This window comes from Streptomyces sp. L500 (assembly GCF_054551825.1).
Window position 1 is genome coordinate 13,533 of record NZ_JBTOLC010000019.1, and the last position, 26,525, is coordinate 40,057.

General features: G+C 72.6%; 22 protein-coding genes. 18 read left to right on the plus strand and 4 right to left on the minus strand.

Annotation, left to right across the window (positions count from 1 at the left end):
• The first annotated feature begins 120 nt into the window (after nucleotides 1–120).
• The 9 genes from ACX9I7_RS18880 (at nucleotide 121) to mutM (ending at nucleotide 9,307) form a co-directional block, all read left to right on the plus strand.
• Nucleotides 121–1,788 (plus strand): DAK2 domain-containing protein, encoded by a 1,668-nt coding sequence (locus ACX9I7_RS18880; protein ID WP_459387976.1) that lies wholly within the window; start codon nucleotides 121–123, stop codon nucleotides 1,786–1,788.
• A 115-nt stretch (nucleotides 1,789–1,903) separates the two neighbouring features.
• A complete protein-coding gene (gene recG / locus ACX9I7_RS18885; protein WP_459388006.1) occupies nucleotides 1,904–4,054 on the plus strand; it encodes an ATP-dependent DNA helicase RecG in 2,151 nt (716 codons plus the stop codon).
• Nucleotides 4,055–4,188: 134 nt separating this feature from the next.
• Entirely contained in the window at nucleotides 4,189–4,791 is a 603-nt protein-coding gene (gene rsmD, locus ACX9I7_RS18890) for a 16S rRNA (guanine(966)-N(2))-methyltransferase RsmD (RefSeq protein ID WP_358628507.1), read from the plus strand.
• Nucleotides 4,792–4,817: 26 nt separating this feature from the next.
• Nucleotides 4,818–5,309, plus strand: a complete 492-nt coding sequence (coaD, locus tag ACX9I7_RS18895; protein WP_387567267.1) for a pantetheine-phosphate adenylyltransferase — start codon at nucleotides 4,818–4,820, stop codon at nucleotides 5,307–5,309.
• 105 nt (nucleotides 5,310–5,414) lie between these two features.
• The gene (locus ACX9I7_RS18900; RefSeq protein WP_459387977.1) at nucleotides 5,415–6,563 is read left to right on the plus strand and encodes an ATP synthase F0 subunit B; all 1,149 of its coding nucleotides are present in this window, start codon (nucleotides 5,415–5,417) and stop codon (nucleotides 6,561–6,563) included.
• 190 nt (nucleotides 6,564–6,753) lie between these two features.
• Entirely contained in the window at nucleotides 6,754–7,350 is a 597-nt protein-coding gene (locus tag ACX9I7_RS18905) for a YceD family protein (protein ID WP_189451142.1), read from the plus strand.
• A 2-nt stretch (nucleotides 7,351–7,352) separates the two neighbouring features.
• Nucleotides 7,353–7,526 (plus strand): 50S ribosomal protein L32, encoded by a 174-nt coding sequence (rpmF, locus tag ACX9I7_RS18910; protein ID WP_086575354.1) that lies wholly within the window; start codon nucleotides 7,353–7,355, stop codon nucleotides 7,524–7,526.
• A 19-nt stretch (nucleotides 7,527–7,545) separates the two neighbouring features.
• Entirely contained in the window at nucleotides 7,546–8,340 is a 795-nt protein-coding gene (gene rnc / locus ACX9I7_RS18915; RefSeq protein ID WP_189451140.1) for a ribonuclease III, read from the plus strand.
• Nucleotides 8,341–8,422: 82 nt separating this feature from the next.
• Nucleotides 8,423–9,307 carry a bifunctional DNA-formamidopyrimidine glycosylase/DNA-(apurinic or apyrimidinic site) lyase gene (mutM, locus tag ACX9I7_RS18920; protein WP_459387978.1) on the plus strand — a complete coding sequence of 295 codons (885 nt, stop codon included), beginning with the start codon at nucleotides 8,423–8,425 and terminating at the stop codon, nucleotides 9,305–9,307.
• A gap of 96 nt (nucleotides 9,308–9,403) precedes the next feature.
• On the opposite strand, the gene ACX9I7_RS18925 is transcribed toward mutM, so the two are convergent.
• Nucleotides 9,404–9,790 (minus strand): winged helix-turn-helix transcriptional regulator, encoded by a 387-nt coding sequence (locus tag ACX9I7_RS18925; RefSeq protein WP_459387979.1) that lies wholly within the window; start codon nucleotides 9,788–9,790, stop codon nucleotides 9,404–9,406.
• Between the two features lie 111 nt (nucleotides 9,791–9,901).
• Between ACX9I7_RS18925 and ACX9I7_RS18930 the strand changes: the two genes are divergently transcribed.
• A complete protein-coding gene (locus ACX9I7_RS18930) occupies nucleotides 9,902–10,486 on the plus strand; it encodes a flavodoxin family protein (protein ID WP_387565680.1) in 585 nt (194 codons plus the stop codon).
• Nucleotides 10,487–10,604: 118 nt separating this feature from the next.
• Here the strand turns inward: ACX9I7_RS18930 and ACX9I7_RS18935 are convergent, their stop codons facing one another.
• Nucleotides 10,605–11,762: a CAP domain-containing protein gene (locus tag ACX9I7_RS18935; RefSeq protein WP_459387980.1), complete on the minus strand. Its 1,158-nt coding sequence runs from the start codon at nucleotides 11,760–11,762 to the stop codon at nucleotides 10,605–10,607.
• A gap of 228 nt (nucleotides 11,763–11,990) precedes the next feature.
• Here ACX9I7_RS18935 and ACX9I7_RS18940 point away from each other — a divergent pair, with 228 nt between their 5' ends.
• From ACX9I7_RS18940 to ACX9I7_RS18955, 4 genes are all read left to right on the plus strand, one after another.
• The gene (locus ACX9I7_RS18940) at nucleotides 11,991–12,272 is read left to right on the plus strand and encodes an acylphosphatase (RefSeq protein ID WP_358630574.1); all 282 of its coding nucleotides are present in this window, start codon (nucleotides 11,991–11,993) and stop codon (nucleotides 12,270–12,272) included.
• Between the two features lie 405 nt (nucleotides 12,273–12,677).
• Entirely contained in the window at nucleotides 12,678–12,884 is a 207-nt protein-coding gene (locus tag ACX9I7_RS18945; RefSeq protein ID WP_126918241.1) for a hypothetical protein, read from the plus strand.
• Between the two features lie 262 nt (nucleotides 12,885–13,146).
• The gene (gene smc / locus ACX9I7_RS18950) at nucleotides 13,147–16,725 is read left to right on the plus strand and encodes a chromosome segregation protein SMC (protein WP_459387981.1); all 3,579 of its coding nucleotides are present in this window, start codon (nucleotides 13,147–13,149) and stop codon (nucleotides 16,723–16,725) included.
• A 140-nt stretch (nucleotides 16,726–16,865) separates the two neighbouring features.
• Nucleotides 16,866–18,359 (plus strand): sugar porter family MFS transporter, encoded by a 1,494-nt coding sequence (locus ACX9I7_RS18955; protein WP_387565671.1) that lies wholly within the window; start codon nucleotides 16,866–16,868, stop codon nucleotides 18,357–18,359.
• A gap of 461 nt (nucleotides 18,360–18,820) precedes the next feature.
• On the opposite strand, the gene ACX9I7_RS18960 is transcribed toward ACX9I7_RS18955, so the two are convergent.
• Nucleotides 18,821–20,305, minus strand: a complete 1,485-nt coding sequence (locus ACX9I7_RS18960) for a purine-cytosine permease family protein (protein ID WP_387565668.1) — start codon at nucleotides 20,303–20,305, stop codon at nucleotides 18,821–18,823.
• Nucleotides 20,306–20,527: 222 nt separating this feature from the next.
• On the opposite strand from ACX9I7_RS18960, the gene ftsY reads away from it, so the two are divergent.
• On the plus strand, nucleotides 20,528–21,775 hold the full coding sequence (ftsY, locus tag ACX9I7_RS18965; RefSeq protein ID WP_189451124.1) for a signal recognition particle-docking protein FtsY: 1,248 nt from the start codon (nucleotides 20,528–20,530) through the stop codon (nucleotides 21,773–21,775).
• A gap of 130 nt (nucleotides 21,776–21,905) precedes the next feature.
• Here the strand turns inward: ftsY and ACX9I7_RS18970 are convergent, their stop codons facing one another.
• Nucleotides 21,906–22,574 carry a bifunctional DNA primase/polymerase gene (locus ACX9I7_RS18970; protein ID WP_459387982.1) on the minus strand — a complete coding sequence of 223 codons (669 nt, stop codon included), beginning with the start codon at nucleotides 22,572–22,574 and terminating at the stop codon, nucleotides 21,906–21,908.
• A gap of 472 nt (nucleotides 22,575–23,046) precedes the next feature.
• Between ACX9I7_RS18970 and nsdA the strand changes: the two genes are divergently transcribed.
• The 3 genes from nsdA to ACX9I7_RS18985 all read left to right on the plus strand — a co-directional run bounded on the left by nsdA (nucleotide 23,047) and on the right by ACX9I7_RS18985 (nucleotide 26,516).
• Complete coding sequence (gene nsdA, locus ACX9I7_RS18975) at nucleotides 23,047–24,564, plus strand: transcriptional repressor NsdA (RefSeq protein ID WP_387565663.1); 1,518 nt, start codon at nucleotides 23,047–23,049, stop codon at nucleotides 24,562–24,564.
• 327 nt (nucleotides 24,565–24,891) lie between these two features.
• Complete coding sequence (locus ACX9I7_RS18980; RefSeq protein WP_459387983.1) at nucleotides 24,892–26,181, plus strand: ammonium transporter; 1,290 nt, start codon at nucleotides 24,892–24,894, stop codon at nucleotides 26,179–26,181.
• Nucleotides 26,178–26,516 (plus strand): P-II family nitrogen regulator, encoded by a 339-nt coding sequence (locus tag ACX9I7_RS18985; RefSeq protein WP_358630556.1) that lies wholly within the window; start codon nucleotides 26,178–26,180, stop codon nucleotides 26,514–26,516. The genes ACX9I7_RS18980 and ACX9I7_RS18985 overlap by 4 nt, the downstream gene beginning before the upstream one ends.
• Nucleotides 26,517–26,525: the final 9 nt, after the last annotated feature.

A 26,525-nucleotide genomic window follows, 5' to 3' on the forward strand; every position in this document is an offset into this window, starting at 1 on the left:
CAACGAAACTACCATGACCGGCCCCGAACCCGCCCGGCTCGCCCCCCGGGCCCGCGCCCGGGACTAGTCTGCCCAAGCACTTCACCCCGCCCCCGCCCCCGCCGTCCGAGGAGGACACACGTGCCGCACCCGCTCGACGCCGACGCGGTACGCGCCTGGTGCGCCCTGGCGCTCGACGCGCTCGGCGGAGCCCGCGAGGAGATCGACGCGATCAACGTCTATCCCGTCGCGGACGGTGACACCGGCACCAACCTCTACCTGACCGTCGAGTCCGCCGCCCGCGCCGTCGACGCCGTCTTCGACGCCCACGCCACCACCGGCCCCGGCTCCCGGCCCGGCCTGGCCGAGGCCGTCCGCGCCATGGCGCACGGCGCGCTCATAGGCGCGCGCGGCAACTCCGGGACGATCCTGGCGCAGCTGCTGCGCGGCATGGCCGAGGTCCTGGCCGCCACCGGCGGCGGCCAGGAGGCCGGCGACGACGCGACCCTCCTGCGCCGCGCCCTCCGCCGCGCCGTCGAGTCGGCGTACGAGGGCGTCGCCCGCCCCGTCGAGGGCACCGTGCTGTCCGTGGCCACGGCCGCCGCCGAGGCCGCCGAGGTCACCCCGGGCGACGGCCCGGCCGTCGCCCGCGCCGCGCACGAGGGCGCCCTGACGGCCCTGGCGGCAACACCGTGCCAGCTGGAGGTCCTCGGGCGGGCGGGCGTCGTCGACGCGGGCGGCAAGGGTCTCGTGGAGGTGCTGGGCGCGCTCGTGGCCGCCCTGACGGGCGGCCCCGGCGCCGCACGGCCCACCGCCGCGCCCGCCCACGCCGCCCATGACTGGCTCGCCGGGGGCTGCCCGGCCGAGGCCGGCGGCCTGGACGTCCCGCCGGGCGACGGGCCCGCCTTCGAGGTGATCTACCTGCTGGAGGCGGACGACACGGCCGTCGCCCGGCTGCGGGCCCGCCTCGACGCGCTGGGCGAGTCCCTCGTCGTCGTCGGCGGGGACGGCCTGTGGAACGTCCACGTCCACGTGGACGACGCCGGTGCCGCCGTCGAGGCGGGCATCGACGCCGGACGCCCGTACCGCGTCCGCATCACCCACTTCGGCGCCGCCGCCACCGAGCGCACCCGCGTCCACGAGCCCGTCCAGCGGGCCGTCGTCGCGGTCGTGCCGGGCGAGGGGCTGGCGGCGCTGTGCGCCGAGGCGGGCGCGACCGTCGTGACCGTGCGGCCGGGGGAGCCGCCCGCGAGCGGCGAGCTGGTGCAGGCGGTCCGGCGGGCCAACGCGCGCGAGGTGGTGCTGCTGCCCAACGACGCGGACCTGCGGCACACCGCCGCCGCGGCCGCCGAGCAGGCCCGCGCCGAGGGCGTCCGGGTCGCCCTGATCCCCACCCGCTCCCCGGTCCAGGGCATCGCCGCCCTCGCCGTCCACGAGCCCGGCCGCCGCTTCGATGAGGACGTCGTGGCCATGACCTCCGCCGCCGGGGCCACCCGGCACGCGGAGCTCGTCGTCGCCGAGCGGCAGTCGTGGACCATGGCGGGCGTCTGCCAGGCCGGGGACGTCCTCGGCCTCATCGACGGCGACGTGGCCGTCATCGGCGCGGAGCTCGCCGCCACCGCCGAGACCGTGCTGGACCGGATGCTCGCGGCGGGCGGCGAGATGGTCACGTTCGTGCTCGGCGCGGACGTGCCCGAGGCCGTCGCCGACCGCCTCCAGCGGCATGTGCGCGGCGGCCACCTGGCCGTGGACACCGTGGTCTACCGGGGCGGGCAGCACGCCGCCCGGCTGATCATCGGCGTCGAATGAACCGTGCCGACGGCGCCGCCCGGGCCGCGTTGTCAGCGGCGTGGTGTGCAATGGACCCGTGCCCGCCTTGGACGAACCCCTGAAGAAGACGCTCGGCGGCACCACCGCGAAGGTGATGGCCGAGCACCTCGATCTGCACACGGTCGGCGACCTGCTGCACCACTACCCGCGCCGCTACGCCGAGCGCGGCGAGCTCACCCGGCTCGCCGACCTGCCGCTCGACGAGCACGTCACGGTGGTCGCGCAGGTCCTGGACGCCCGGGTGCACAAGTTCAACCAGGGCCGGGGCCAGCGGCTGGAGGTGACCGTCACCGACGGCGGCGGCCGGCTCCAGCTGGTCTTCTTCGGCCGGTCGATCTACCACCACCAGAAGGAGCTCGTCCCCGGCCGGCGCGGCATGTTCGCCGGCAAGGTCGGCACGTTCCGCAACATCCGCCAGCTCTCCCACCCCGCGTACGAGATGCTCGGCGGCGACAGCGACGCCTCCGCCGCCAAGGCCTGGGCCGACCAGCTGATCCCGCTCTACCCGGCCTGCTCCAAGATGGAGTCCTGGAAGATCTCCAACGCGGTCGACGTCGTGCTCGCCTCGATGGAGGCCACCGGCTGGGAGGCCGTCGTCGACCCGCTGCCGCCCGCGCTGCGCGAGGGCCGGGGCCTCGTCCCGCTGCCGGAGGCCCTCCGCAAGATCCACCGGCCCCGGGCCAAGGCGGACGTCGAGGACGCCCGCTCCCGGCTGAAGTGGGACGAGGCGTTCGTCCTCCAGGTCGCCCTCGCCCGCCGCCGGCACGCCGACTCCCAGCTGCCCGCCGTGGCCCGCAAGCCCGCGCCCGGTGGCCTGCTGGACGCCTTCGACGCCAAGCTGCCCTTCACCCTCACCGACGGCCAGCGGAAGGTCTCCGCCGAGATCTTCGACGACCTGGCCACCGAGCACCCCATGCACCGGCTCCTCCAGGGCGAGGTGGGCTCGGGCAAGACGATGGTCGCCCTGCGCGCGATGCTCGCCGTCGTGGACGCCGGCGGCCAGGCCGCCATGCTCGCCCCCACCGAGGTCCTCGCCCAGCAGCACCACCGGTCGATCACCGAGATGATGGGCGAGCTCGCCGAGGGCGGGATGCTCGGCGGCGCCGAGCGGGGCACCAAGGTCGTGCTGCTGACCGGCTCCATGGGCACGGCCGCGCGCCGCCAGGCGCTGCTCGACCTGATCACCGGCGAGGCGGGCGTCGTCGTCGGCACCCACGCCCTGATCGAGGACAAGGTCCAGTTCCACGACCTGGGCCTGGTCGTCGTCGACGAGCAGCACCGCTTCGGCGTCGAACAGCGCGACGCCCTGCGCTCCAAGGGCAAGCAACCGCCGCACCTGCTGGTGATGACCGCCACCCCCATCCCGCGCACCGTCGCCATGACCGTCTTCGGCGACCTGGAGACGTCCGTCCTGGACCAGCTGCCCGCCGGGCGCTCGCCCATCGCCACCCATGTGGTGCCCGCCAAGGACAAGCCGCACTTCCTGGCCCGCGCCTGGGAACGGGTCCGCGAGGAGGTGGCGGGCGGCCACCAGGCGTACGTCGTCTGCCCCCGCATCGGCGACGAGGAGGACGCCCCCAAGAAGAAGTCCGCCGAGTCCGCGGAGTCCGCCGAGGACGCGGCGGAGCGCCGCCCTCCGCTGGCCGTGCTCGACGTCGCCGAGGAGCTCTCCCGGGGGCCCCTGGCCGGGCTGCGCGTGGAGGTGCTCCACGGGCGGATGCAGCCCGACGCCAAGGACGAGGTGATGCGCCGCTTCGCGGCGGGCGAGGTCGACGTCCTGGTCGCCACCACCGTCATCGAGGTCGGCGTGAACGTGCCCAACTCCACCGCCATGGTGATCATGGACGCCGACCGGTTCGGCGTCTCCCAGCTCCACCAGCTGCGCGGCCGCGTCGGCCGCGGCTCGGCCCCCGGGCTCTGCCTGCTGGTCAGCGAGATGCCCGAGGCCAGCCCCGCCCGCGCCCGGCTCGGCGCGGTCGCCGCCACCCTCGACGGCTTCGAGCTCTCCCGCATCGACCTGGAGCAGCGCCGCGAGGGCGACGTCCTCGGCCAGGCGCAGTCCGGCGTCCGCTCCTCCCTGCGGATGCTCACCGTCATCGACGACGAGGAGATCATCGCCGCCGCCCGCGAGGAGGCCGCCGCGGTCGTCGCCGCCGACCCCGAGCTCGCCCGGCTCCCCGAACTGCGCACCGCGCTCGACGCCCTCCTGGACAAGGACCGGGAGGAGTTCCTGGACAAGGGCTGACGCCCCGGGCCTCGGCAAGGGCTGAGATCCCGGGCCGGGCGAGGGCCGGGCGGACGCCGCGGCGCCGACGCCATACGCTGTCGGTGCGGCCACCGCCGCACCGTGTCACCCACCGCCGAAGGACTTCCGAGACCATGACCCGCGTGATCGCCGGCCGCGCCGGCGGACGCCGCCTGGCCGTACCGCCCGGCACCGGCACCCGCCCCACCTCCGACCGGGCGCGCGAGGGCCTCTTCTCCACCTGGGTGTCCTTCCTGGGCACCCTCGACGGCGCGCGCGTGCTGGACCTCTACGGCGGCTCCGGCGCCGTCGGCCTGGAGGCGCTCTCGCGCGGGGCCGCGCACACCCTCCTGGTCGAGGCGGACGCCCGCGCGCTGCGGGTCATCAAGGACAACGTCCGCGCGGTCGGCCTGCCGGGCGCCGAGGTGCGCGGCGGCAAGGCCGAGCAGGTCGTGGCCGGGGCGCCGCCCGCCGAGCCGTACGACGTGGTCTTCCTCGACCCGCCCTACGTGGTCACCGACGACGATCTTCGCGAGATCCTCCTCACACTCCGGAGCAGGGGCTGGCTGGCCGAGGACGCGCTCGTCACTGTGGAGCGCAGCACCAGGGGCGGGGAATTCCGCTGGCCGGAGGGTTTCGACGCACTGAGGGCCCGTCGCTACGGCGAGGGGACGCTTTGGTACGGTCACGCCGCTTCGCCGTGCACTGCCGACACCACGGGATCAGGCACGTCATGAATGGACCGGAGAGCGAGGAAACACCGTTGCGCCGCGCCGTCTGTCCGGGGTCGTTCGACCCCGTCACCAATGGGCACCTCGACATCATCGCCCGCGCTTCGAAGCTGTACGACGTCGTGCACGTCGCCGTGATGGTCAACAAGTCCAAGAAGGGCCTGTTCACCGTCGACGAGCGGATAGAACTCCTCCGCCAGGTCACCGCCGAGTACGGCAACGTCCAGGTGGAGTCCCATCACGGCCTGCTCGTCGACTTCTGCAAGGAGCGCGACATCCCGGCCATCGTCAAGGGCCTGCGGGCGGTCAGCGACTTCGACTACGAGCTCCAGATGGCCCAGATGAACAACGGCCTCTCGGGCGTCGAGACCCTCTTCGTGCCCACCAACCCCACCTACAGCTTCCTCTCCTCCAGCCTGGTCAAGGAGGTCGCGGCGTGGGGCGGCGACGTCTCCCACCTGGTGCCGCCGCTGGTGCTGGAGGCCCTCAAGGAGCGCCTCGTCCAGCGGTCCGACTCTGACTGATCGTCAGTAGCTGTCGGCCGGGGGCCGCCGGCCGTACAGTCGTCCCCGTTCGTTCCCATCGGCCACCAGGCCACCCCGGAATGCGAGAAGGCGGCGAGCGTCACGGTGGACGTCCAGAAGAAACTCGACGAGATCGTCAGGACCGTCACCGGCGCCCGCGCCCTGCCCATGTCGGCCTCCTGCGTGCTCAACCGGGCCGAGCTGCTCGCCCTCCTGGAGGAGCTGCGCGCCGCCCTGCCGGGCTCGCTGGCCCAGGCGCGCGAGGTCATCGGGGACCGGGAACAGCTCGTGGCCCGGGCGCGCGAGGAGGCCGAGGCGATCCTCGCCTCGGCCCGGGCCGAGCGCGGCTCCCTGATCTCCGGCACCGAGGTCGCCCGCCAGTCCCGCGAGGAGGCCGACCGCATCCTCGCGGAGGCCCACCGGGAGGCCGAGGAGATCCGCGCCGGCGCCGACGACTACGTCGACAGCACCCTCGCCAACTTCGAGGTCGTCCTCACCAAGACCATCGGCTCCGTCGACCGGGGCCGCGAGAAGCTCCTCGGCCTCGCCGGCGACGGCCACGACCCCGAGGGCCTGGCCCACGACGCCCCGGAGCGCAGCACCGACCCCCGGGCCCAGCGGCAGGGCGCCGACGCCTATGTGGACGTCAAGCTGGGCGCCGTCTCGGCCGTCCTGGCCAAGGCCCTGGAGGCCGTGGGCCGGGGCCGGGAGAAGCTGCTCGGGTCCCGCCCCGTCGACGAGCTGGGCGCCCACCTGGCCGCCCACGAGGGCATCGCCCCCGGGCGCCCCACCAGCGACGCCGACTTCCTCGCCGAGCTCGCCGGCGGCCCGCAGGACTCCCTGGGCGCCCCCCGGGCGCCCCGTGAGCCCCACCGGCCATCCGAGGCACCACAGGTTCCGCAGCAGCCCGTCTGGAGCGAATACACCGTCCCCGCCGGGGGCTACGAGGCGCAGGATCCGTACGGCTACGGCCGGCAGGCCGCGCAGTACCCGCCGCAGGCGGACCCGTACGCCGTCCCCGGCGGCTACCAGCAGCCCGACCCGTACGCCTGGCAGCCCCCGGCCCAGACGACGGGCGGCCACGGGACGGACGTCGGCCACGGGACCGACCTCGGCCAGGGCTACGGGACCGCGGCCGGCTACCCGGCCGACGGGCACCCGCCCCGGGCCGCGGGCGCCCTCGACGAGACCAGCTTCTTCGACACCTCGATGATCGACCTGAACCGGCTCCGCGAGTACGAACAGGGCCGCTGATCCGGTTCGGGCGGACCTGTCCGGGACGCGGATTGGGCCCAGGGGCGACCGTCCAGTATCCTGGCTCTTCGGTCGCGTGTACGTCCGCGATCCAGGCTGCCCGCCGTGCCCCGTGCACCCGGGGCCGCCGTCACCGCAGCGTAGAAAGCAGGAAGCCCTGAACGCCCGCCTTGACCCCCGCAACCCTCTCGTGTTCGATACGCGCGAGCTGGGCCGGCGTCCCGGTGCGCTGAAGAGGGTCTCCCGCTCCGTCCCCGCCCCCCGCGATCTCGGTATCGAGGTCATCGGTGTGGCCGAGGGCGCGACGGTGGAGCTCGACCTCCGGCTCGAGTCGGTCATGGAAGGGGTGCTTGTCACAGGCACCGCCCGTGCGCCGCTCACCGGGGAGTGCGTAAGGTGTCTGGAGCCGCTCGAGCGAGAGTTCGAAGCGGACTTCCAGGAGATGTACTCCTACCCCGACGCCGACGCCCGGGGCCGCATCGTGGCCACGGACGACGACGCCGAGGACGATGAGGAGGACATCCTCCACCTCGAGGACGACTTGTTCGACCTCGAACCCGTGCTGCGGGACGCGGTGGTGCTCTCACTGCCGCTGCAGCCGGTGTGCCAGGACGACTGCCCCGGCCTCTGCTCCGAATGCGGAGAGCGGCTGGCGGACGACCCGGACCACCACCACGAGTCCGTCGACATCCGTTGGGCGGCACTGAAGGGACTCGCCGGATCCGAAACGGCCGGCGAGAAGGACAACGCACCCCGCTCCGGCGGGGATGACACACAGGAGAAGTAGCCGTGGCTGTTCCGAAGCGGAAGATGTCGCGCAGCAACACGCGCCACCGCCGGTCGCAGTGGAAGGCTGCGGTCACCCCCCTGGTGGCGTGCGAGCGCTGCCACGAGCCGAAGCAGCAGCACATCGCGTGCCCCAGCTGCGGCACCTACAACAAGCGCCAGGTCCTCGCGGTCTGATCGGCGGGTGACAGGCTTCATGTCAGACGCCACTGCGCCGAAGAAGGCGTCGGCGGACACGGCCTCGTCCCACACGCTTCTGGAAGGGCGGCTCGGGTACACACTCGAGTCCGCCCTTCTGGTGCGTGCGCTGACGCACCGGTCCTACGCCTACGAGAACGGCGGGCTGCCCACCAACGAACGGCTGGAGTTCCTCGGGGACTCCGTCCTGGGTCTGGTGGTCACCGACACGCTGTACCGCATCCACCCGGACCTCCCCGAGGGCCAGCTCGCCAAGCTGCGCGCCGCGGTGGTCAACTCACGGGCGCTGGCCGAAGTCGGCCGGGGCCTGGACCTGGGCTCCTTCATCCGGCTCGGCCGGGGCGAAGAGGGCACCGGCGGCCGGGACAAGGCATCCATCCTCGCGGACACCCTGGAGGCCGTCATCGGTGCGGTCTACCTCGACCAGGGCCTCGACGCGGCCGCGGAGCTGGTGCACCGGCTCTTCGACCCGCTGATCGAGAAGTCCTCGAACCTCGGCGCCGGCCTGGACTGGAAGACCAGCCTCCAGGAGCTGACCGCCACCGAGGGTCTCGGCGTTCCGGAGTACCTGGTCACCGAGACCGGTCCGGACCACGAGAAGACCTTCACGGCTGCTGCCCGCGTCGGTGGTGTCGCGTACGGCACCGGCACCGGCCGCAGCAAGAAGGAAGCGGAGCAGCAGGCGGCGGAGTCCGCCTGGCGCGCCATCAACAGCGCGGCGGAAGCCCGTGTGGCGGCCGAGAAGGCCGCCGCCGAGTCCGGCGCGCTGCCGGGGGAGAAGTCCTCCAGCTGAGATACGGCGGTCCGGGCCGCGGTGCGAGAGCACCGCGGCCCGGACCGTTTCCTTTTCCCTTTCGCTGTCGTCGAGGAGCGCCGTGCCCGAGCTGCCCGAGGTCGAGGTCGTCCGGCGGGGTCTGGAGCGCTGGGTCTCCGGCCGCGTCGTCGCCGCCGTGGAGGTCCTCCACCCCCGGGCCGTCCGCCGCCACCCGGCGGGGCCGGCCGACTTCGCCGACCGGCTGACCGGCCACAAGCTGGGCGCCGCGCGCCGGCGCGGAAAGTACCTCTGGCTGCCCCTGGAACCCCTCACCGGGACGGGCGCGCCCACCCAGGCCGTCCTCGCCCACCTGGGCATGAGCGGCCAGTTGCTCGTCCAGCCGCAGGGTTCCCCGGACGAGAAGCACCTGCGCGTCCGCGTCCGCTTCGCCGACGCCACCGCGACCGAGCTGCGCTTCGTCGACCAGCGCACCTTCGGCGGGCTCTCGCTCCACGACACGGTGGAGGGCGACCCCGACGGGCTGCCCGACGTGATCGCGCACATCGCCCGCGACCCCCTCGACCCGGCCTTCGACGACGCCGCCTTCCACACCGCGCTGCGTGGCCGCCGGACCACGATCAAGCGCGCCCTGCTCGACCAGTCGCTGATCAGCGGTGTCGGCAACATCTACGCCGACGAGGCGCTGTGGCGCACCCGGCTCCACTACGAGCGCCCGACCGCGAGCCTGACCCGGCCACGCACGACCGAGCTGCTCACCCACATCCGCGAGGTCATGGCCGAGGCCCTCGCGGTCGGCGGCACCAGCTTCGACAGCCTCTACGTCAATGTGAACGGCGAGTCGGGCTACTTCGACCGCTCGCTGGACGCGTACGGCCGGGAGGACGAGCCGTGCCGCCGCTGCGGCACGCCCATCCGCCGCCGGCCCTGGATGAACCGCTCCAGCTACTTCTGCCCCCACTGCCAGCGCCCGCCACGCGCGGTCTGAGCGCCCCGGGGCAGCGCCCCAAAGGGGCGCGGGGAACTGCGCGCCCAGCCACGACGCACCCGCGCGGATAAAACGTACGGAACCTCAGCGGAGCGCTCAGCGCTCGCAGTCGTACCGCTGCCGCGCGGCCAGAACCTCCGGCATGCGCTCCTCAAGGAGCTCGATGAGCCCCATCAGCCGCCCGGTCACGTCGCGGCCCAGCGGCGTCAGCCGGTAATCGACCCGTGGCGGATTGGTCGGCTGCGCCTCCCGGTGCACAAGACCATCACGCTCCAGCGCGTGGAGCGTCTGCGACAGCATCTTCTCGCTGACGCCCTCCACCCGCCGCCGCAGCTCGTTGAAGCGCAGCGTGTCCTCGCGCAGGGCGCCGAGGGTCAGCGCGCCCCAGCGGCCCGTGACGTGCCCCAGGGTCTCGCGCGAAGGGCAGTTGCGCGCGAAGACGTCGAAGGGCAGTTGCTCGTCCGTGCCGTCGATCGTCGTCATGAGGACACCATACTCTCGCACAGCGCTAACCAAGGGGTTGCGCTAACCAAAAGTTAGTGCTTTCCTTTGGTCACCCAGTCAGCGCAACCAGCTTTTCCAGGGAGCCCCATCGTGACCACGCCCGTCGTCGCCATCGCCTACCACTCCGGCTTCGGCCACACCGCCGTCCTCGCCGAGGCCGTCCGCGCCGGTGCCGCCGGGGCCGGGGCGACCGTCCACCTGATCAACGTCGCCGAGATCACCGACGCGCAGTGGGAGCTCCTCGACGCCTCCGACGCCATCGTCTTCGGCTCGCCCACCTACATGGGCACCGCCTCGGGCGCCTTCCACGTCTTCGCCGAGGCGTCGTCCAAGCGCTGGTTCACCCGCGCCTGGCAGGACAAGATCGCGGCGGGCTTCACCAACTCCGCCTCCAAGAGCGGTGACAAGCTCCACACCCTGCAGTTCTTCACCGTCCTCGCCGCTCAGCACGGCATGCACTGGGTCGGCCTGGGCGCGATGCCGGGCTGGAACAGCTCCACCGCCTCCGAGAACGACATCAACCGCCTCGGCTTCTTCCTCGGCGCCGGTGCCCAGACCAACAACGACCAGGGCCCCGAGGGCGTCCACAAGGCGGACATAGCCACCGCCGAGCTGCTGGGCCGCCGCGTCGCCGAGCAGACCCGGATCTACGTCGCGGGCCGCGCCTCCGCCTGATCCGTCGCCTGATCGCGCCGCCCGATCCCGGGCGGCCACCGGACGCCGCTGCCCCGGCCGTACCGCCGTACGGCCGGGGCAGCGGTGCGTCACGGCCCGGTCGGTGACCTCGGTGGCGTCAGTAGCCGAAGTCCTGTGTCCAGTAGGGGCCGTTGCCCCCGTGGTGCACCCCTACGCCGATGCTCCGGTAGTCGCAGTTGAGGATGTTCGCCCGGTGGCCGCTGCTGCGCATCCAGGCCTCCATCACCGTGTGGGCGTCGGGGTGGCCGCGTGCGATGTTCTCCCCGCCGAGGTTCTTGATGCCGCGCCGGGCGGCCCGGTCCCAGGGGGTCCGGCCGTCCGGGTCGGTGTGGTCGAAGAAGCCCCGCCGGGCCATGTCGTCGCTGAAGGACTGGGCCAGCCGGTTGAGGTTGCCGCTGGGCCGCAGCGGGCGGCAGCCGGCCTTCGCCCGCTCGGCGTTGACCAGGGACAACATCAGGTGCGCGGCGGACGACCGGGTGTCCGCGAGCGTTCCGGGCAGCGCGCCCAGGTCGTCGTCGGGGTCGTGATCGGCGTGTTCGGCGGGCTCGTGCACCGAGGGGCGCCGAGGTGTGCCGGGGGCGGGCGGTGCCGGGCGCGCGCTGGGGACGGCGGCGCGCGCCCGGCCCTGGGGGTGGGCGCCGGGCGGGGCGTCGAAAGCGGCCGGGGGGCGCTCGGCGCCCCGGTTCGCCGGGGGGTTCCCGCGCCCGGGCGCGCTCACCGGCTCCACCGGGGCGCTCCGGGCCTCCGCCGGGGCCGGCCCTGAGGCCGCCGGTGCGGTCGGCGCCGCCGGTGGTGCCGCCGCGTCGCGCTCCGGCCGCGCCCCCTGGGCCCGGGCCGGTCCGTCGCGCCCGTCCGCCCGGTCCGCCGGGGCGGCGGCCGGTCCGTCGCGCCGGGGCGGGGGCACCGGCGCCTCCGGCGGGGCGTCCGCCAGCACGTGTCCGCTGCCGCCGGAGCCGGGGGAGTGGGAATCGGCGGGCGGGAAGGCCCCGCTGGGCAGCAGGCCGGAGACCACCGCGACCGCGCCCATCGCCACGGCCGCCGACGCGCCGAGCAGCCCGGCCCGCCGGGCGGGCGGCGCGGGCTTGGGGGGTTTGCCGCCGCCCGGGCCGGCCGCCGCCGCGCCGGTCTTGAGCGGTCGGCCCGCCTTGCGTTTGGTGCGGTGGGGGCTGCGGTGCCGGCCGGCACCGGTGGGGTTGGGGCGGACGATGGGAATGGGTTGGGTGACCGCCTCGGCCGGATCCTCGGTCCCGAACACTCCAGGCGTCTCGCTCGTCAGGGGAGCCCGGCCGGGCCGGGCATTCGCCACCGCCTCGTCAGCGGTCGCACGGGCAGAGCGTCGATGGCGACCCATCCACTGCCTTCCTTACGTGTTCGGCGCCAAGGTGCATCACTCGTACGGGGTAGCCTTATTCGGCCGCGACTGTACGGCACGGGATGGTGGGCCGAAGTGCTGCTTATCTAATTGGCCGGTTAACGTGCAGACATGAACGAGAATGTTCGTCTCACGGCATGGGTCCGTGGACATGTGCAGGGTGTGGGCTTTCGTTGGTTCACTCGGGCCAACGCCTTGCAGATCGGTGACCTGGAGGGCTTCGCCTCCAATCTCTCCGACGGCCGGGTGCAGGTCGTCGCCGAGGGCTCCCGCCAGGGCTGCGAACAGCTGCTCGACTGGCTGCGGGACGGCGACACGCCCGGGCGGGTGGACGGTGTCACCGAGATCTGGGGCCCGCCCAAGGGCGGATACGACGGTTTCGAGATCCGCTGATCCGACTGCCGGAAAATCGGATATCGGCTCGACTTTCCCGGAAATCGCGTCGCAGGAGTGTCCCCTCGCATATGCCATTGGTATATGCGAGGGCAGGAAATCGCCTGATGGTTGCCAACCGGGCCGCATCGTGCAAGGCTGCCTGTCAACGGATGATCTCTACGCCCCCTCGAGCCCCGGGCGCGGAATGCGGTGCGGATAAACCCCCGCGCACCCCTGGGACGCCTGCGGATACGGGGTGTGATCGTGTTGACCGTCAAACCTTTTGGTGAGACTCTGGAAGCCCCGCGCACCTTAGCTGTTTGGCATTGGAACACCGCAGTAGTGATGGCAGACACCGCGGGTGCGATTCCCTCACGACCCACACCGCTTCGGTCGGTCACTCAGTGTGGAGGACCATCCATCATGGCAAAGGCGCTTCTCGGTTACGTCGGCGGCTCCGACCCCCGAGTCCTCTCCGAGATGCGACGGCTCCAGCAGCGTGTCCAGGACCTTGAATCCGAGCTCATTCGGATGCAGGCCGAGAACGACGCGCTGACTGCCGCCGCTCACCGTGGTGACTCGCTGCTCGACAGCATCGACGTATCGAAGGCGGAGCCCGCGCTCGCCTGACCCGTGCCCTGCCCCGGGGCGCTCGGTCGGACCGCAACCGTCAGCCGCTGGAGAGTTCGCACTCACAAGGGACGCTTCGGCGTCCCTTCGTCGTGTGCGGCGATCTCGCTCGCCGTCCTCCCGTCCCCCTGATCCTCTCCGCGGTCGTCTCACGCATGGTGTGCCCTGAAGATTCCCGGGCGAAACCCATTGTTCAGAGCGGCGCGCCAGCGCCCGGCGCGCGGCCGCGCCGGGCGGCGCACGGCCGGTAGAGTCCTACCGCGTGCACCTCAAGAGCCTTACCCTGCGCGGCTTCAAATCCTTCGCCTCCGCCACCACGCTGCGCTTCGAGCCCGGGATCACCTGTGTCGTCGGCCCCAACGGCTCGGGGAAGTCCAATGTCGTGGACGCGCTCTCCTGGGTCATGGGCGAGCAGGGCGCCAAGTCGCTGCGCGGCGGCAAGATGGAGGACGTCATCTTCGCCGGGACGACCGGCCGCCCCCCGCTGGGCCGGGCCGAGGTCTCCCTCACCATCGACAACTCCGACGGTGCCCTGCCCATCGACTACGCGGAAGTCACCATCACGCGGATCATGTTCCGCAACGGCGGCAGCGAGTACCAGATCAACGGCGACACCTGCCGGCTGCTCGACATCCAGGAACTCCTCTCCGACTCCGGCATCGGCCGCGAGATGCACGTCATCGTCGGCCAGGGCCAGCTCGACTCCGTCCTCCACGCCGACCCCCAGGGCCGCCGCGCCTTCATCGAGGAGGCCGCCGGCGTCCTCAAGCACCGCAAGCGCAAGGAGAAGGCGCTGCGGAAGCTCGACGCGATGAAGGCCAACCTCGCCCGCGTCCAGGACCTCACCGACGAACTGCGCCGCCAGCTCAAACCGCTCGGCCGGCAGGCCGCCGTCGCCCGCCGCGCCGCCGTCATCCAGGCCGACCTGCGCGACGCCCGGCTCCGGCTGCTCGCCGACGACCTGGTCGCCCTCCGCGAGGCCCTGCGCGCCGAGATCGCCGACGAGGCCGCCCTCAAGGCCCGCAAGGACGCCGCCGAGGCCGAACTGCGGGCCGCCGCCCTCCGCGAGGCCGCCCTGGAGGAGCACGTCCGCGAGCTCGCGCCGCGCCTCACCCGCGCCCAGCAGACCTGGCACGAACTCTCCCGGCTCGCCGAACGCGTCCGCGGCACCGTCAGCCTCGCCGACGCCCGCGTCGCCAGCGCCACCACCGCCCCCGCCGAGGAGCGCCGCGGCCGCGACCCCGAGGACCTGGAACGCGAGGCCGCCCGCGTCCGCGAACAGGAAGCCGAGCTCGAAGCCGCCCTGGAGGCCGCCGGCCACGCCCTGGAGGCCACCGCCGGACACCGCGCCGAGCTCGAACGCCGCCTCGCCGAGGAGGAACGCCGCCTCAAGGACGCCGCCCGCGCCATCGCCGACCGCCGCGAACACCTCGCCCGGCTCCAGGGCCGGGTCACCGCCGCCCACGGCCGCGCCGCCTCCGCCGAGGCCGAGATCGGCCGCCTCGCGGCCGCCCGCGACGAGGCCGCCGAACGCGCGGCCGCCGCACAGGAGGAGTACGAGCGCCACCAGGCCGAGGCCGACGGCACCGCGGCCGACGACGCCGAGCTCGCCGCCCGCCACGACGCGGCCAGGGCCGGGCTGGCCGCCGCCGAGGCCGCCCTCGACGCCGCCCGTGAGGAGGCCGCCGAGGCCGACCGCCGCCGCGCCGCCGTCACCGCCCGCCGCGACGCGCTCGCCCTCGGCCTCCGCCGCAAGGACGGCACCGGAGCGCTGCTGAGCGCGCGGGAACGACTGACCGGACTCCTCGGCCCCGCCGCCGCACTCCTCACCGTCACCCCCGGGTACGAGCTCCCCGTCGCCGCCGCCCTGGGCACGGCGGCCGACGCGATCGCCGTCACCGGCCCCGCCGCCGCGGCCGAGGCGCTGCGCCTGCTGAAGAAGGAGGACGCCGGCCGGGCCACCCTCCTGCTCGCGGGGCCCGCAGAAGGAACGTCACCTCACCTTGCGGACGCCGAGGACGCCCCCGCCGGCGCTCTCCCGGCCGCCGGCCTGGTACGCGGCCCCGACGACCTGATGCCCGCCGTCCGCCGGCTGCTGCGCGGCTACGTCGTCGTCGACACGCTCGAGGACGCCGAGGCCCTCGTCCGCAGCCACCCCGAGCGCACCGCCGTCACCGCCGACGGCGATCTGCTCGGCGCCCACCTCGCCCAGGGCGGCTCCGGCGGCGCCCCCAGCCTCCTGGAGACCCAGGCGGCCGTGGACGAGGCGACCGCCGAACTGACCGGGCTGACCGCCCGCTGCGCCGCGCTCGCCGAGGCCCGGCACACCGCCGAGGAGCGCCGCGCGGCCGCGGCCGCCCTCGTCGAGGAGCTGGCGGCCCGCCGCGGCGACGCCGACCGGGAGAAGTCGCGGACCGCCCAGGCCCTCGGCCGCCTCGCCGGGCAGGCCAGGGCGGCGGCCGGTGAGGCCGAGCGCACCGCCGCGGCGGTAGCGCGCGCCGAGGAGGCGCTCCTGCGGGCCACCGAGGAGGCCGAGGAGCTCGCCGCCCGGCTCGCGGCGGCCGAGGAGCTCGACGACGAGCACGGCGCGGACGAACCCGACACCTCCGTCCGTGACCGCCTCGCCGCCGACGGCGCCAACGCGCGGCAGACCGAGATGGAGGCGCGCCTCGCGGTCCGCACCCACGAGGAGCGGGTCAAGGCGCTCGCCGGCCGGGCCGACGGGCTCGACCGCGCGGCCCGCGCCGAACGCGAGGCGCGCGCCCGCGCCGAGCGGCGGCAGGCCAGGCTGGCGCACGAGGCGCGGATCGCCGGGGCCGTCGCGTCCGGCGCCCGCCAGCTCCTGGCCCACGTGGAGGTCTCGCTGCTGCGCGCGGACGAGGAACGCGGCCGGGCCGAGCGCGCGAAGGCCGAGCGGGAGGTGGAACTGACCGCTGAGCGCGACCGGTCCCGGGGTCTGAAGACGGAGCTGGACAAGCTCACCGACTCCGTCCACCGAGGCGAGGTCCTCGGCGCCGAGAAGCGGCTGCGCATTGAGCAGTTGGAGGCGAAGGCCCTGGAGGAGCTGGGCGTGGAGCCGGCCGTCCTGATCGCCGAGTACGGGCCCGACCAGCCCGTACCGCCCTCGCCCCCGGCCGAGGGCGAGCAGCTCCCCGATGACCCGGATCACCCGCGCAACCGGCCCGTGCCCTACGACCGGGCCGCCCAGGAGAAGCGCCTGAAGGCCGCCGAACGCGCCTACCAGCAGCTCGGCAAGGTCAACCCGCTGGCCCTGGAGGAGTTCGCGGCGCTGGAGGAGCGCCACCAGTTCCTCTCCGAGCAGCTGGAGGACCTGAAGAAGACCCGGGCCGATCTGCTGCAGGTGGTCAAGGACGTGGACAAGCGCGTGGAGGAGGTCTTCACGGCGGCATACCACGACACGGCCCGGCAGTTCGAGGGCGTCTTCTCCCGGCTCTTCCCCGGCGGCGAGGGCCGGCTGGTGCTCACCGACCCGGACGACATGCTGGCGACGGGCGTGGACGTGGAGGCCCGGCCGCCCGGCAAGAAGGTGAAGCGGCTGTCCCTGCTGTCGGGCGGCGAGCGCTCCCTGACCGCGGTCGCCCTCCTCGTCGCCATCTTCAAGGCCCGGCCGAGCCCGTTCTACGTCATGGACGAGGTCGAGGCGGCGCTGGACGACACCAATCTCCAGCGGCTGATCGGGATCATGAGGGAACTCCAGGAGAGCTCCCAGCTGATTGTGATCACTCACCAGAAACGGACCATGGAAGTGGCCGACGCGCTCTACGGAGTGTCGATGCAGGGCGACGGAGTGTCGAAGGTGATCAGCCAGCGGCTCAACTAGCCAAGATCGATTCAAGTATTGAAGCCAACGGTGGGGAAACGCCCGGGAAACTTCTTCATCACAACCTATTGACTTAGAAAATTGAAGACATAGGGTCTCCCACGACGCTCGCGCCTTCACGTGGTGACCCCCTTGATCTTGTGTCCCACTGGATCTGTCCCACGGGAAAGGCCGCCCCCCACTCCCGGCAACGTGGCCGGGCCCAGGAGAAAACCTTGACCAGCACTGCGATGGCGCAGGGGTCCGAGGGCCGCAAGGCCCAGCCGGACCACCTCGGCCACGTCATCTTCATCACCGCGGCCGCGGCCATGGGTGGCTTCCTCTTCGGCTACGACAGCTCCGTGATCAACGGCGCGGTCGAGGGCATCCGCGGGAAGTACGACATCGGTTCCGCCGCCCTGGCCCAGGTCATCGCCATCGCGCTGATCGGCTGCGCCGTCGGCGCGGCCGTCGCGGGCAAGCTCGCCGACCGCATCGGCCGCATCCGGGTCATGCAGATCTCCGCGACGCTGTTCACCATCAGCGCCGTCGGCTCGGCCGTGCCCTTCTCGCTCTACGACCTCGCCTTCTGGCGCGTCCTGGGCGGCATGGCCATCGGCATGGCCTCCGTCATCGGCCCGGCCTACATCGCCGAGGTCTCCCCGCCGGCCTACCGAGGCCGTCTCGGCGCCTTCCAGCAGGCCGCGATCGTCGTCGGCATCGCCGTCTCGCAGCTGGTCAACTGGGGCATCCTCAACGCCGCCAACGGTGAGCAGCGCGGCAAGGTCCTGGGCATCGAGGCCTGGCAGCTCATGCTCGGCGTCATGGTCGTCCCGGCCGTCCTCTACGGCCTGCTCTCCTTCGCCATCCCCGAGTCCCCCCGCTTCCTGATCTCCATCGGCAAGACCGACAAGGCCAAGGAGATCCTGGCCGAGGTCGAGGGCCACGCCGTCGACGTCGACAAGCGCGTCGCCGAGATCGAGCACGCGATGCACAGCGAGGAGAAGTCCACCTTCAAGGACCTCATCGGTGGTCGCTTCGGCCTGCTGCCCATCGTCTGGGTCGGCATCGGCCTCTCCGTCTTCCAGCAGTTCGTCGGCATCAACGTCGCGTTCTACTACTCCTCGACGCTGTGGCAGTCCGTGGGCGTCAACCCGGAGAGCTCGTTCTTCTACAGCTTCACCACGTCGATCATCAACATCGTCGGCACCGTGATCGCGATGATCCTCGTCGACCGGATCGGCCGTAAGCCGCTCGCGCTCGTCGGCTCCGTCGGCATGGCGCTCTCCCTGGGCCTGGAGGCCTGGGCCTTCGCCTCCAAGACGGCCGACGGCACCCTGCCCACCACGCAGGGCACGGTCGCGCTCGTCGCGGCCCACGCGTTCGTCCTCTTCTTCGCGCTCTCGTGGGGCGTCGTGGTCTGGGTCTTCCTGGGCGAGATGTTCCCCAACCGCATCCGCGCCGCGGCGCTCGGTGTCGCCGCGGCGGCCCAGTGGGTCGCGAACTGGGCCATCACGGCCAGCTTCCCGAGCCTGGCGGACTGGGACCTGTCGGGTGCGTACGTCATTTACGCGGTCTTCGCCGTGCTCTCGATTCCCTTCGTGCTCAAGTTCGTGAAGGAGACCAAGGGCAAGGCGCTGGAGGAGATGGGCTAACCCCCCCCGCCGCCCCTCTCCTCGAAAGGGCGCGCCCCGGCTGACAGCCGGGGCGCGCCCTTTCGCTTTGCGGTGGGTCGTGGGTCGGGGGCGGGGTGGGGTGGACGGGCCCTTACGGGGCTGAGCTCTTCGCGGTCCCTGGTATCAGTAGGGGTGCCCGGCCCTTGTCCCTAGCGGCGAAGAGCTCCTTACGCCCCTACCAGGGCCCATCCACCCCACCCCGCCCCCTCACGCCGTTTGTGGGCAGGCGTTCCGCAGGGCGGAACGGGTGGGCACAAACCCACCCACCGGGCCGCACCCGCCCCGCTGGCCGCGCTCCCTACCCGGGGAATCCGGTTTCGGGTAATCGGGCGGGTGGGTGGGGTAGAACCGCGCCGGCAGGCGCGGAAAGCCCCCGCGGCGGGCGGCCGGAAACGCGAAGAGGGCCCCCGGAGGGGGCCCTCAAGTGCGTGCCGTGAAGGTTACGCGGCGACCTTCTCGCGCTCCGGCGCGTCAGCCGAAACCTCCGCCGCAACCTCCCGCGGCGCCGGCAGCGCCGCCATGACCGCCGCCGAGATCACGATCGTCGCCGCCCAACCGAGCCCGTACTTGCCGACGAACGTGCCCGACAGCGGGCCGGCGAACCAGTCGCACTTGGTGAAGGCGATGCCCGCGATCAGGGCGACGGCCCAGGCCGTCATCGCCTGCCAGCAGAAGCCGCCGACGTACCAGTACTTGCTCGTACGGCCGGTGTCCATGAGGGCCTCGGCGTCGTAGCGCACCGCGCGCTTGCGGCGGCGGTTCATGTCGACGACGTAGACGCCGATCCAGGCCGAGAAGGAGACGGCCAGCAGGATCAGGAAGGTGATGAACGAGCTCAGGAAGCTCTTCGCGACCAGCATCAGCAGCAGACCGCCGACCAGCGAGATCGCGGCGTTGATGCTCACGGCCAGCGCGCGCGGCAGCTTGACGCCCATCGTCTGGGCGGTGAAGCCGGCCGAGTACATCGACAGGGAGTTGATCAGCAGCATGCCGACGATCGCGGTGATCAGGTAGGGCACGGCGAGCCACGTCGGGAGGATGTCGCCGAGGAAGGAGACCGGGTCCGGAGCGTCGGCGAGACCCGGCGTGGCCACGGCCATGACCGCGCCCATCATCACCATGGGGACCATCACGAGGCCCGCGCCGGAGACCGTGACGCCGGCGATCTTCTTGCCGGAGGCGGCGTGCGGCAGGTAGCGGGCGAAGTCGGGGCCGGTGGGCACCCAGCTGATGCCGCCCGCGGCGATGGTGCCGATGCCGGCGATCATCATCGCGGTCGTACCGGCGGGCTTGGAGAAGACGTCGTCCCACTTGATGTTGGCGATCAGGTAGCCGAGCACCAGCACGCTGAAGACGCCGAAGAGGTACGTCGACCAGGTGTTGCAGACGTTGAGCGCCTTGCGGCCCATGCCGCTCACCAGGAACGTGCAGGCGACGAAGACGAACAGCGTGATGACGATCAGCACGTTGTTGCTCTTCACACCGAAGACCAGATCGAGCACGGTCAGCACCGCGTAGGCGCCGGTGACCGCGTTGATCGTCTCCCAGCCGAAGCGGGCGACCCACAGGATCGCGCCCGGGAAGAGGTTGCCGCGCACACCGAAGGTGGCCCGAGAGAGCATCGCGCCGGGCGCGCCGCCCCACTTGCCCGACACGGAGACCACGCCGACCAGGCCGAACGACACGAGCGCGGCGCACGCCGCGACGATCATGACCTGCCAGAAGTTCAGCTTGTTGAAGACCACCAGCGCCGCGCCCATGGTGAGCAGCAGCACGCTGATGTTGGCGGCCACCCAGGTCGGGAAGAGCTCCCGGACCCGGCCGTGGCGTTCGTTGTCGGGTACCGGCTCGATACCGCGGGTCTCGACGGCGCTCACGGCGCTGTCGGTGCTGGACACGTTGGCGCCTTCGGCAGCGTTGTCCATGGTGGGGGCCATATCGGGGGCTCCGTGTGGGGGAATTGCAGGGCGGGGCCTGGGCAGAAAGGGACGTTGGGACTCTACGCGCGTCGCGTGAGCCCACGCCATCGTACTTTGATCTAACTTTGGCCGGTTAGTGCCATTGGTCCTTGTGGAAAAGCACGAACACGCCCTGTTCGAAGGCAGCGCGGCCCCTCCGCGCGCAGGTGCCCGATACTGGGGGGCGTTATGGACATCGTCATCCTTGCTGTAGTCATCGCCGTGGTCGCGCTGGGCGCGATCAGCGGGCTCGTGGTCAGCAGCCGCAAGAAGAAAGCGCTGCCGCCCGCTCCGCCGAGCAGCCCGACCGTCACCGCGCCGCCCGCCGAACCGCACGTCGGCGAGGAGGCCGAGACCCCGCGGCCGGAACCCCGCCGCACCGTTGAGGAAGTGGAGCTCCCCGAGGCCGCCCCCGCCCCGGAGGAGACCGCTCCCGTCGTCGAACCGGAGCCCGCGGCCGAGGCCGCCGCCCCGGCCGAGCCCGAGATCGAGGTTCCCGAGCCCACCGCCGGCCGGCTGGTGCGGCTGCGGGCCCGGCTCTCCCGTTCTCAGAACTCCCTCGGCAAGGGTCTGCTGACCCTGCTGTCCCGTGAGCACCTCGACGAGGACACCTGGGAGGAGATCGAGGACACCCTCCTCACCGCCGATGTGGGCGTCGCGCCCACCCAGGAGCTCGTCGAGCGCCTGCGCGAGCGCGTCAAGGTCCTCGGCACCCGTACCCCCGACGAGCTGCGCGCCCTGCTGCGCGAGGAACTGCTCACCCTGATCGGCACCGAGGCCGACCGCAGTGTCCACACCGAGCCCGGTGTGGGGACGAACGGCGAGGAGAAGCCCGGCGTCGTGATGGTCGTCGGCGTCAACGGCGTCGGCAAGACCACCACCACCGGCAAGCTCGCCCGGGTGCTCGTCGCCGACGGGAAGTCCGTCGTCCTGGGCGCGGCCGACACCTTCCGTGCCGCCGCCGCCGATCAGCTCCAGACCTGGGGCGAGCGCGTGGGCGCGCGCACGGTCCGGGGCCCCGAGGCCGGCGACCCGGCGTCGATCGCCTTCGACGCGGTCAAGGAGGGCATCGCCGAGAAGGCGGACGTCGTGCTCATCGACACCGCCGGCCGGCTGCACACCAAGACCGGTCTGATGGACGAGCTCGGCAAGGTCAAGCGCGTCGTGGAGAAGCACGGCTCGGTCGACGAGGTGCTGCTCGTCCTCGACGCCACCACCGGCCAGAACGGCCTGGTCCAGGCGCGGGTCTTCGCCGAGGTCGTCGACATCACCGGTGTCGTCCTCACCAAGCTCGACGGCACGGCCAAGGGCGGCATCATCGTCCAGGTCCAGCGCGAGCTGGGCGTGCCGGTCAAGCTCGTCGGTCTCGGCGAGGGCGCGGACGACCTCGCGCCGTTCGAGCCCGAGGCGTTCGTCGACGCGCTGATCGGCGACTAGCCGCAGGCCGCGTCACGATCCGCACGAGCCCCGTCGCGCAGTACATCGCGACGGGGCTCGCCCGTACCCGGAACCGCGCGACCGGCCATCGACGGCCCGCAGTCGACTGACCGCGATTCCGGCGAAGCGCTCAGGCGCCGGCGGAACGGTGGCACACATACGCCAGCGTCCCCAGCAGGAGGCGGGCCTCCGGGGGGCAGCCCGCCGTGTCGAGGGCGGGCGGCAGCAGCCAGCGCATCGGGCCCAGACCCGCGTAGTCCGAGGGCGGGGCCGTGATGTGATCGCCGCGGCCCAGGCCGCGCAGATCGAGCCGGGCGTCGTCCCACCCCATGCGGTAGAGCAGCTGGGGGAGCTCCGCGGCCGCGCCGGGGGCGACGAGGAACAGCGCGCGCCCGTCGGGGGTGAGGGCCACGGGGCCCAGCGGCACCCCCATCCGCTCCAGCCGGGCCAGGGCGTGCCGCCCGGCGGCCTCGGCGACCTCCAGCACGTCGAAGGAGCGCCCCACCGGCAGCAGCACCGCCGCGCCCGGCACCTCCGCCCAGGCGGCCGCGGCCTCGTCCAGCGTGGAGCCCGCCGGGACGGGCGGGGCGAAGGGGAGTGGGTGGGCGCCGGGGGAGGGGCAGTCGGCGGCTCCGCAGGAGCAGACCACCCGGCCCCCGCGCGCGGCCCGGGCGCCCGGGACCACGTCCCAGCCCCACAGGCCGGTGTACTCCGCGACCGTCGTCGCGTATTCGGACGCGCGGCCTCGGCGCCGAGAGCTCGAGCGCAGGTCCCGGATGCCGCCGATTGTGAAGCCCATACCCCCTCCAACGGGTCGTGTTCGCGGTTGGTTACGTGTCGGAGTGTCTCGGACACGTACGGTCGCGGACGTGTCCTCCGGGGCGGCGCGACGGTGTGCGACGGGTGGTGCGCCGGAGGGCGCGCGCCGTGGCGCGCGACGATCCACCCGCTGCCCGGTTTTCCTGTGGTCGTTCCGCGTCAAGTCAATCGCGAACTGCGGGTGACTCGTTCATTCCTTGGGGTGGCGAATGGTGGCGTTTACTGGACCGCTCTCGCCTGAACGGTGATCGTAGGATTACTTTCGGTGCATGGACAGCGCCGGACAGGCGGCCGCAACACGCGGCAAGCTGTGGGCGGTTCACGCGCAGACGTGGTGAACGCACGTGTGGACACGTATGGGCGTGGTCACAGGCAAGGTGCGGAAGCGGGCCGCTGTGTGGACGCGGACGCGTTTGGTCGCGGAATTGCGGATTGTGGATGGGGGCGTTCCCGTGAGCGGCAATGTCAGTGGTGCCGACGGCACCGATCGGGCCGAGAAGGCCGACCGGGCCGACAAGGGTGAGAAACGCCCGAACGAACAGCTGAACTCCTGGTTCCTGCGCAGCGGGTGGTCCAAGGGCGAGCTCGCCCGCCAGGTGAACCGAAGGGCCCGGCAGCTCGGCGCCCACCACATCAGCACGGACACCTCCCGGGTGCGCCGCTGGCTGGACGGCGAGCAGCCCCGCGAGCCCATCCCCAAGATCCTCTCCGAGCTGTTCTCCGAGCGCTTCGGCTGCGTCGTCGGCGTCGAGGACATCGGCCTGCGCGTCGCCCACCAGTCGCCCTCCGTCGGCGGGGTCGACCTGCCCTGGGCCGCCCCCCAGACCGTGGAGCTGCTCAGCGAGTTCTCCCGCAGCGATCTGATGCTCGCGCGCCGGGGCTTCCTCGGCACCTCGCTCGCCCTCACCGCCGGGCCCGCCCTCATCGAGCCCATGCAGCGCTGGCTGGTGCCCGGCCCCACCGGCCGGGACGCCGCGCGGTCCGCCGAGCGCGACCGCTCCCGCAGGTCCCGGCTCTCCGAGCCGGAGCTGGAGCTGCTGGAGTCGACGACGGTGATGTTCCGCCAGTGGGACGCCCAGTGCGGCGGCGGGCTGCGCCGCAAGGCCGTCGTGGGCCAGCTCCACGAGGTCACCGACCTCCTCCAGGAGCCCCAGCCCGACGAGACCACCCGGCGGCTGTTCCACGTCGCCGCCGAGCTGGCCGAGCTGGCCGGCTGGATGAGCTACGACATCGGCCTCCACCCCACCGCCCAGAAGTACTTCGTCCTCGCCCTCCACGCCGCCAAGGAGGCCGGCAACCGCCCCCTGGGCTCGTTCGTGCTCTCCATGATGAGCCGCCAGATGATCCACCTCGGCCGGCCCGACGACGCCCTGGAGCTGATCCACCTCGGCCAGTACGGCTCCCGGGAGACGGCCACCCCCCGCACCCAGGCCATGCTCCACGCCATGGAGGCCCGCGCCTACGCCAACATGGGCCAGCCCGCCAAGGTCAAGCGCGCGGTCGCCATGGCCGAGGACTGCTTCGCGGACTGCTCCAAGAGCGACCGCGACCCCGACTGGATCCGCTTCTTCTCCGAGGCCGAGCTCAACGCCGAGAACGCCCACTCCTTCCGCGACCTGGCCTATGTGGCCGGCTGCAGCCCCACCTACGCCCAGCTCGCGCGGCCCAAGATGGAGCGCGCCGTCGAGCTGTTCGCCCAGGACGACGAGCACCAGCGTTCGTATGCGCTCAACCTGATCGGCATGGCCACCGTCCACCTCCTCCAGCGCGAGCCGGAGGCCTGCGCCGAGCCCGTGAAGAAGGCGCTGCGGATCGCCAAGCAGGTCCGCTCCGAGCGGGTCAACAACCGGCTGCGCAAGACCGTGGACAACGCCCTGCGCGACTTCGGGGACGTCGCCGAAGTCGTCGACCTGACCGACCACCTCGCCGTTCACCTGCCGGAATCCCTGGAGGCCGCCCACGCGGTCTGAACCTCCGGCCCCTCTGCCCGGCCGCGACGACCCTCCGTACAGCCCGACTCGGCCTCCCCCACGCCAGGTCACCCCCGGACGGTCGCCGCGGCCGGTCCGTGTCCGCGCGCGGGAGCGCGGCCGGTCGGGCCGCAGGGTAGGGGAGACCGGCCGCGCCCGTCCCGCCGTTCACCGGGGCGTAACACGCCCGGCCCCATCGTCACCGGCGTGAAACAGCCCACGGCACCGGCTGAAACCGCGCTGCGACAGCCTCAAGGCGACAACGGCCCACCGAAGCAACACCGCCCGCACGGGGGCGCGGGCCGCGGCGGCGAGGAGACACCGACATTGAATGGCGCAGACACCGCGTTCGTACTGATCAGTGCCGCGCTCGTGATGCTGATGACACCCGCCCTGGCCTTCTTCTACGGCGGCATGGTCCGGGTCAAGAGCGCGCTCAACATGCTGATGATGTCGTTCATCTCGCTGGGCGTCGTCAGCGTCCTGTGGGTGCTCTACGGCTACTCCCTGGCCTTCGGTGACGACATCGGCGCCGGGCTGCTGGGCGGCCTGGGCCACCTCGGCCTGAGCGGCATCCACCCCGACACCCTCACCGGCGGCAAGGAGGGCGTCCCCGTCCTCGCCTTCGCCCTCTTCCAGATGATGTTCGCCGTCATCACCCCCGCCCTGATGAGCGGCGCCCTCGCCGACCGCGTGAAGTTCAGCGCCTGGACGCTGTTCATCACCCTGTGGGTGAGCGTCGTCTACTTCCCCGTCGCCCACTGGGTCTGGCAGGCCGACGGCTGGCTGTTCAAGCTCAAGGTGATCGACTTCGCGGGCGGCACGGCCGTCCACATCAACGCGGGCATCGGCGCCCTGGCCGCCGTCCTCGTCGTCGGCAAGCGCGTCGGCTTCAAGAAGGACCCGATGCGCCCCCACAGCCTGCCCCTGGTGATGCTCGGCGCCGGGCTGCTCTGGTTCGGCTGGTTCGGCTTCAACGCCGGCTCCGCGCTCGCCGCCAACGGCACCGCCGCCAACATGGCCATGAACACCCAGATCGCCACCGGCGCCGCCATGCTCGGCTGGCTCGCCTACGAGCGGATCCGGCACGGCGCGTTCACCACCCTCGGCGCCGCCTCCGGAGCCGTCGCCGGCCTCGTCGCCATCACCCCCTCCGGCGCCGCCGTCAACGCCTTCGGGGCGATCCTCATCGGCCTCGTCGCCGGCGCCGTCTGCTCCTGGGCCGTCAGCTGGAAGTTCAAGCTCGGCTTCGACGACTCCCTCGACGTGGTCGGCGTCCACCTCGTCGGCGGCGTCATCGGCACCCTCCTCGTCGGCCTCCTCGCCACCGACGGCGTCGGCGGCCTCACCCAGCTCGGCCGCCAGGCCGCCGGCGCGTTCTCGGTGATGGCCTACTCCTTCACCGTCTCCTGGCTCCTCGCCAAGCTCGTCGACAAGCTCGTCGGCTTCCGGGCCAGTGAGGAGGACGAGATCAGCGGCGTCGACCAGGCCTTCCACGCCGAGTCCGCCTACGACTTCACCGCCGTCGGCGGAGCCGCCGCCTCCCGCGCCGTCCACCACACTCCCGCACAGCAGCAGCGCCCGAACGACACGTACGACAAGAAGGTGGACGCGTGAAGCTCGTCACCGCGATCGTCAAGCCCTACAAGCTCGAGGACGTCAAGACCGCCCTGCAGGAGTTCGGCGTCCACGGCCTGACCGTCACCGAGGCCACCGGATACGGCCGCCAGCGCGGCCACACCGAGGTCTACCGGGGTGCCGAGTACCGGATCGACCTCGTCCCCAAGGTCCGCATAGAGGTCCTCGCGGAGGACGACGACGCCGACGACATCGTCGACGTCATCGTCCGCAGCGCCCGCACCGGAAAGATCGGCGACGGCAAGGTCTGGGTCGTCCCCCTCGACACCGTCGCCCGCGTCCGCACCGACGAGCGCGGCCCCGACGCGCTGTGACCGGCAGGA

Bases quoted from the DNA above. Each gene is read 5' to 3' on its own strand.
- recG (WP_459388006.1), top strand. From the start codon at position 1,904: ATGGCCGAGCACCTCGATCTGCACACGGTCGGCGACCTGCTGCACCAC.
- rsmD (WP_358628507.1), top strand. From the start codon at position 4,189: ATGACCCGCGTGATCGCCGGCCGCGCCGGCGGACGCCGCCTGGCCGTA.
- rnc (WP_189451140.1), top strand. From the start codon at position 7,546: ATGTCAGACGCCACTGCGCCGAAGAAGGCGTCGGCGGACACGGCCTCG.
- ACX9I7_RS18925 (WP_459387979.1), bottom strand. From the start codon at position 9,790: ATGACGACGATCGACGGCACGGACGAGCAACTGCCCTTCGACGTCTTC.
- ACX9I7_RS18940 (WP_358630574.1), top strand. From the start codon at position 11,991: ATGAACGAGAATGTTCGTCTCACGGCATGGGTCCGTGGACATGTGCAG.
- ACX9I7_RS18945 (WP_126918241.1), top strand. From the start codon at position 12,678: ATGGCAAAGGCGCTTCTCGGTTACGTCGGCGGCTCCGACCCCCGAGTC.
- ACX9I7_RS18960 (WP_387565668.1), bottom strand. From the start codon at position 20,305: ATGGACAACGCTGCCGAAGGCGCCAACGTGTCCAGCACCGACAGCGCC.
- ftsY (WP_189451124.1), top strand. From the start codon at position 20,528: ATGGACATCGTCATCCTTGCTGTAGTCATCGCCGTGGTCGCGCTGGGC.
- ACX9I7_RS18970 (WP_459387982.1), bottom strand. From the start codon at position 22,574: ATGGGCTTCACAATCGGCGGCATCCGGGACCTGCGCTCGAGCTCTCGG.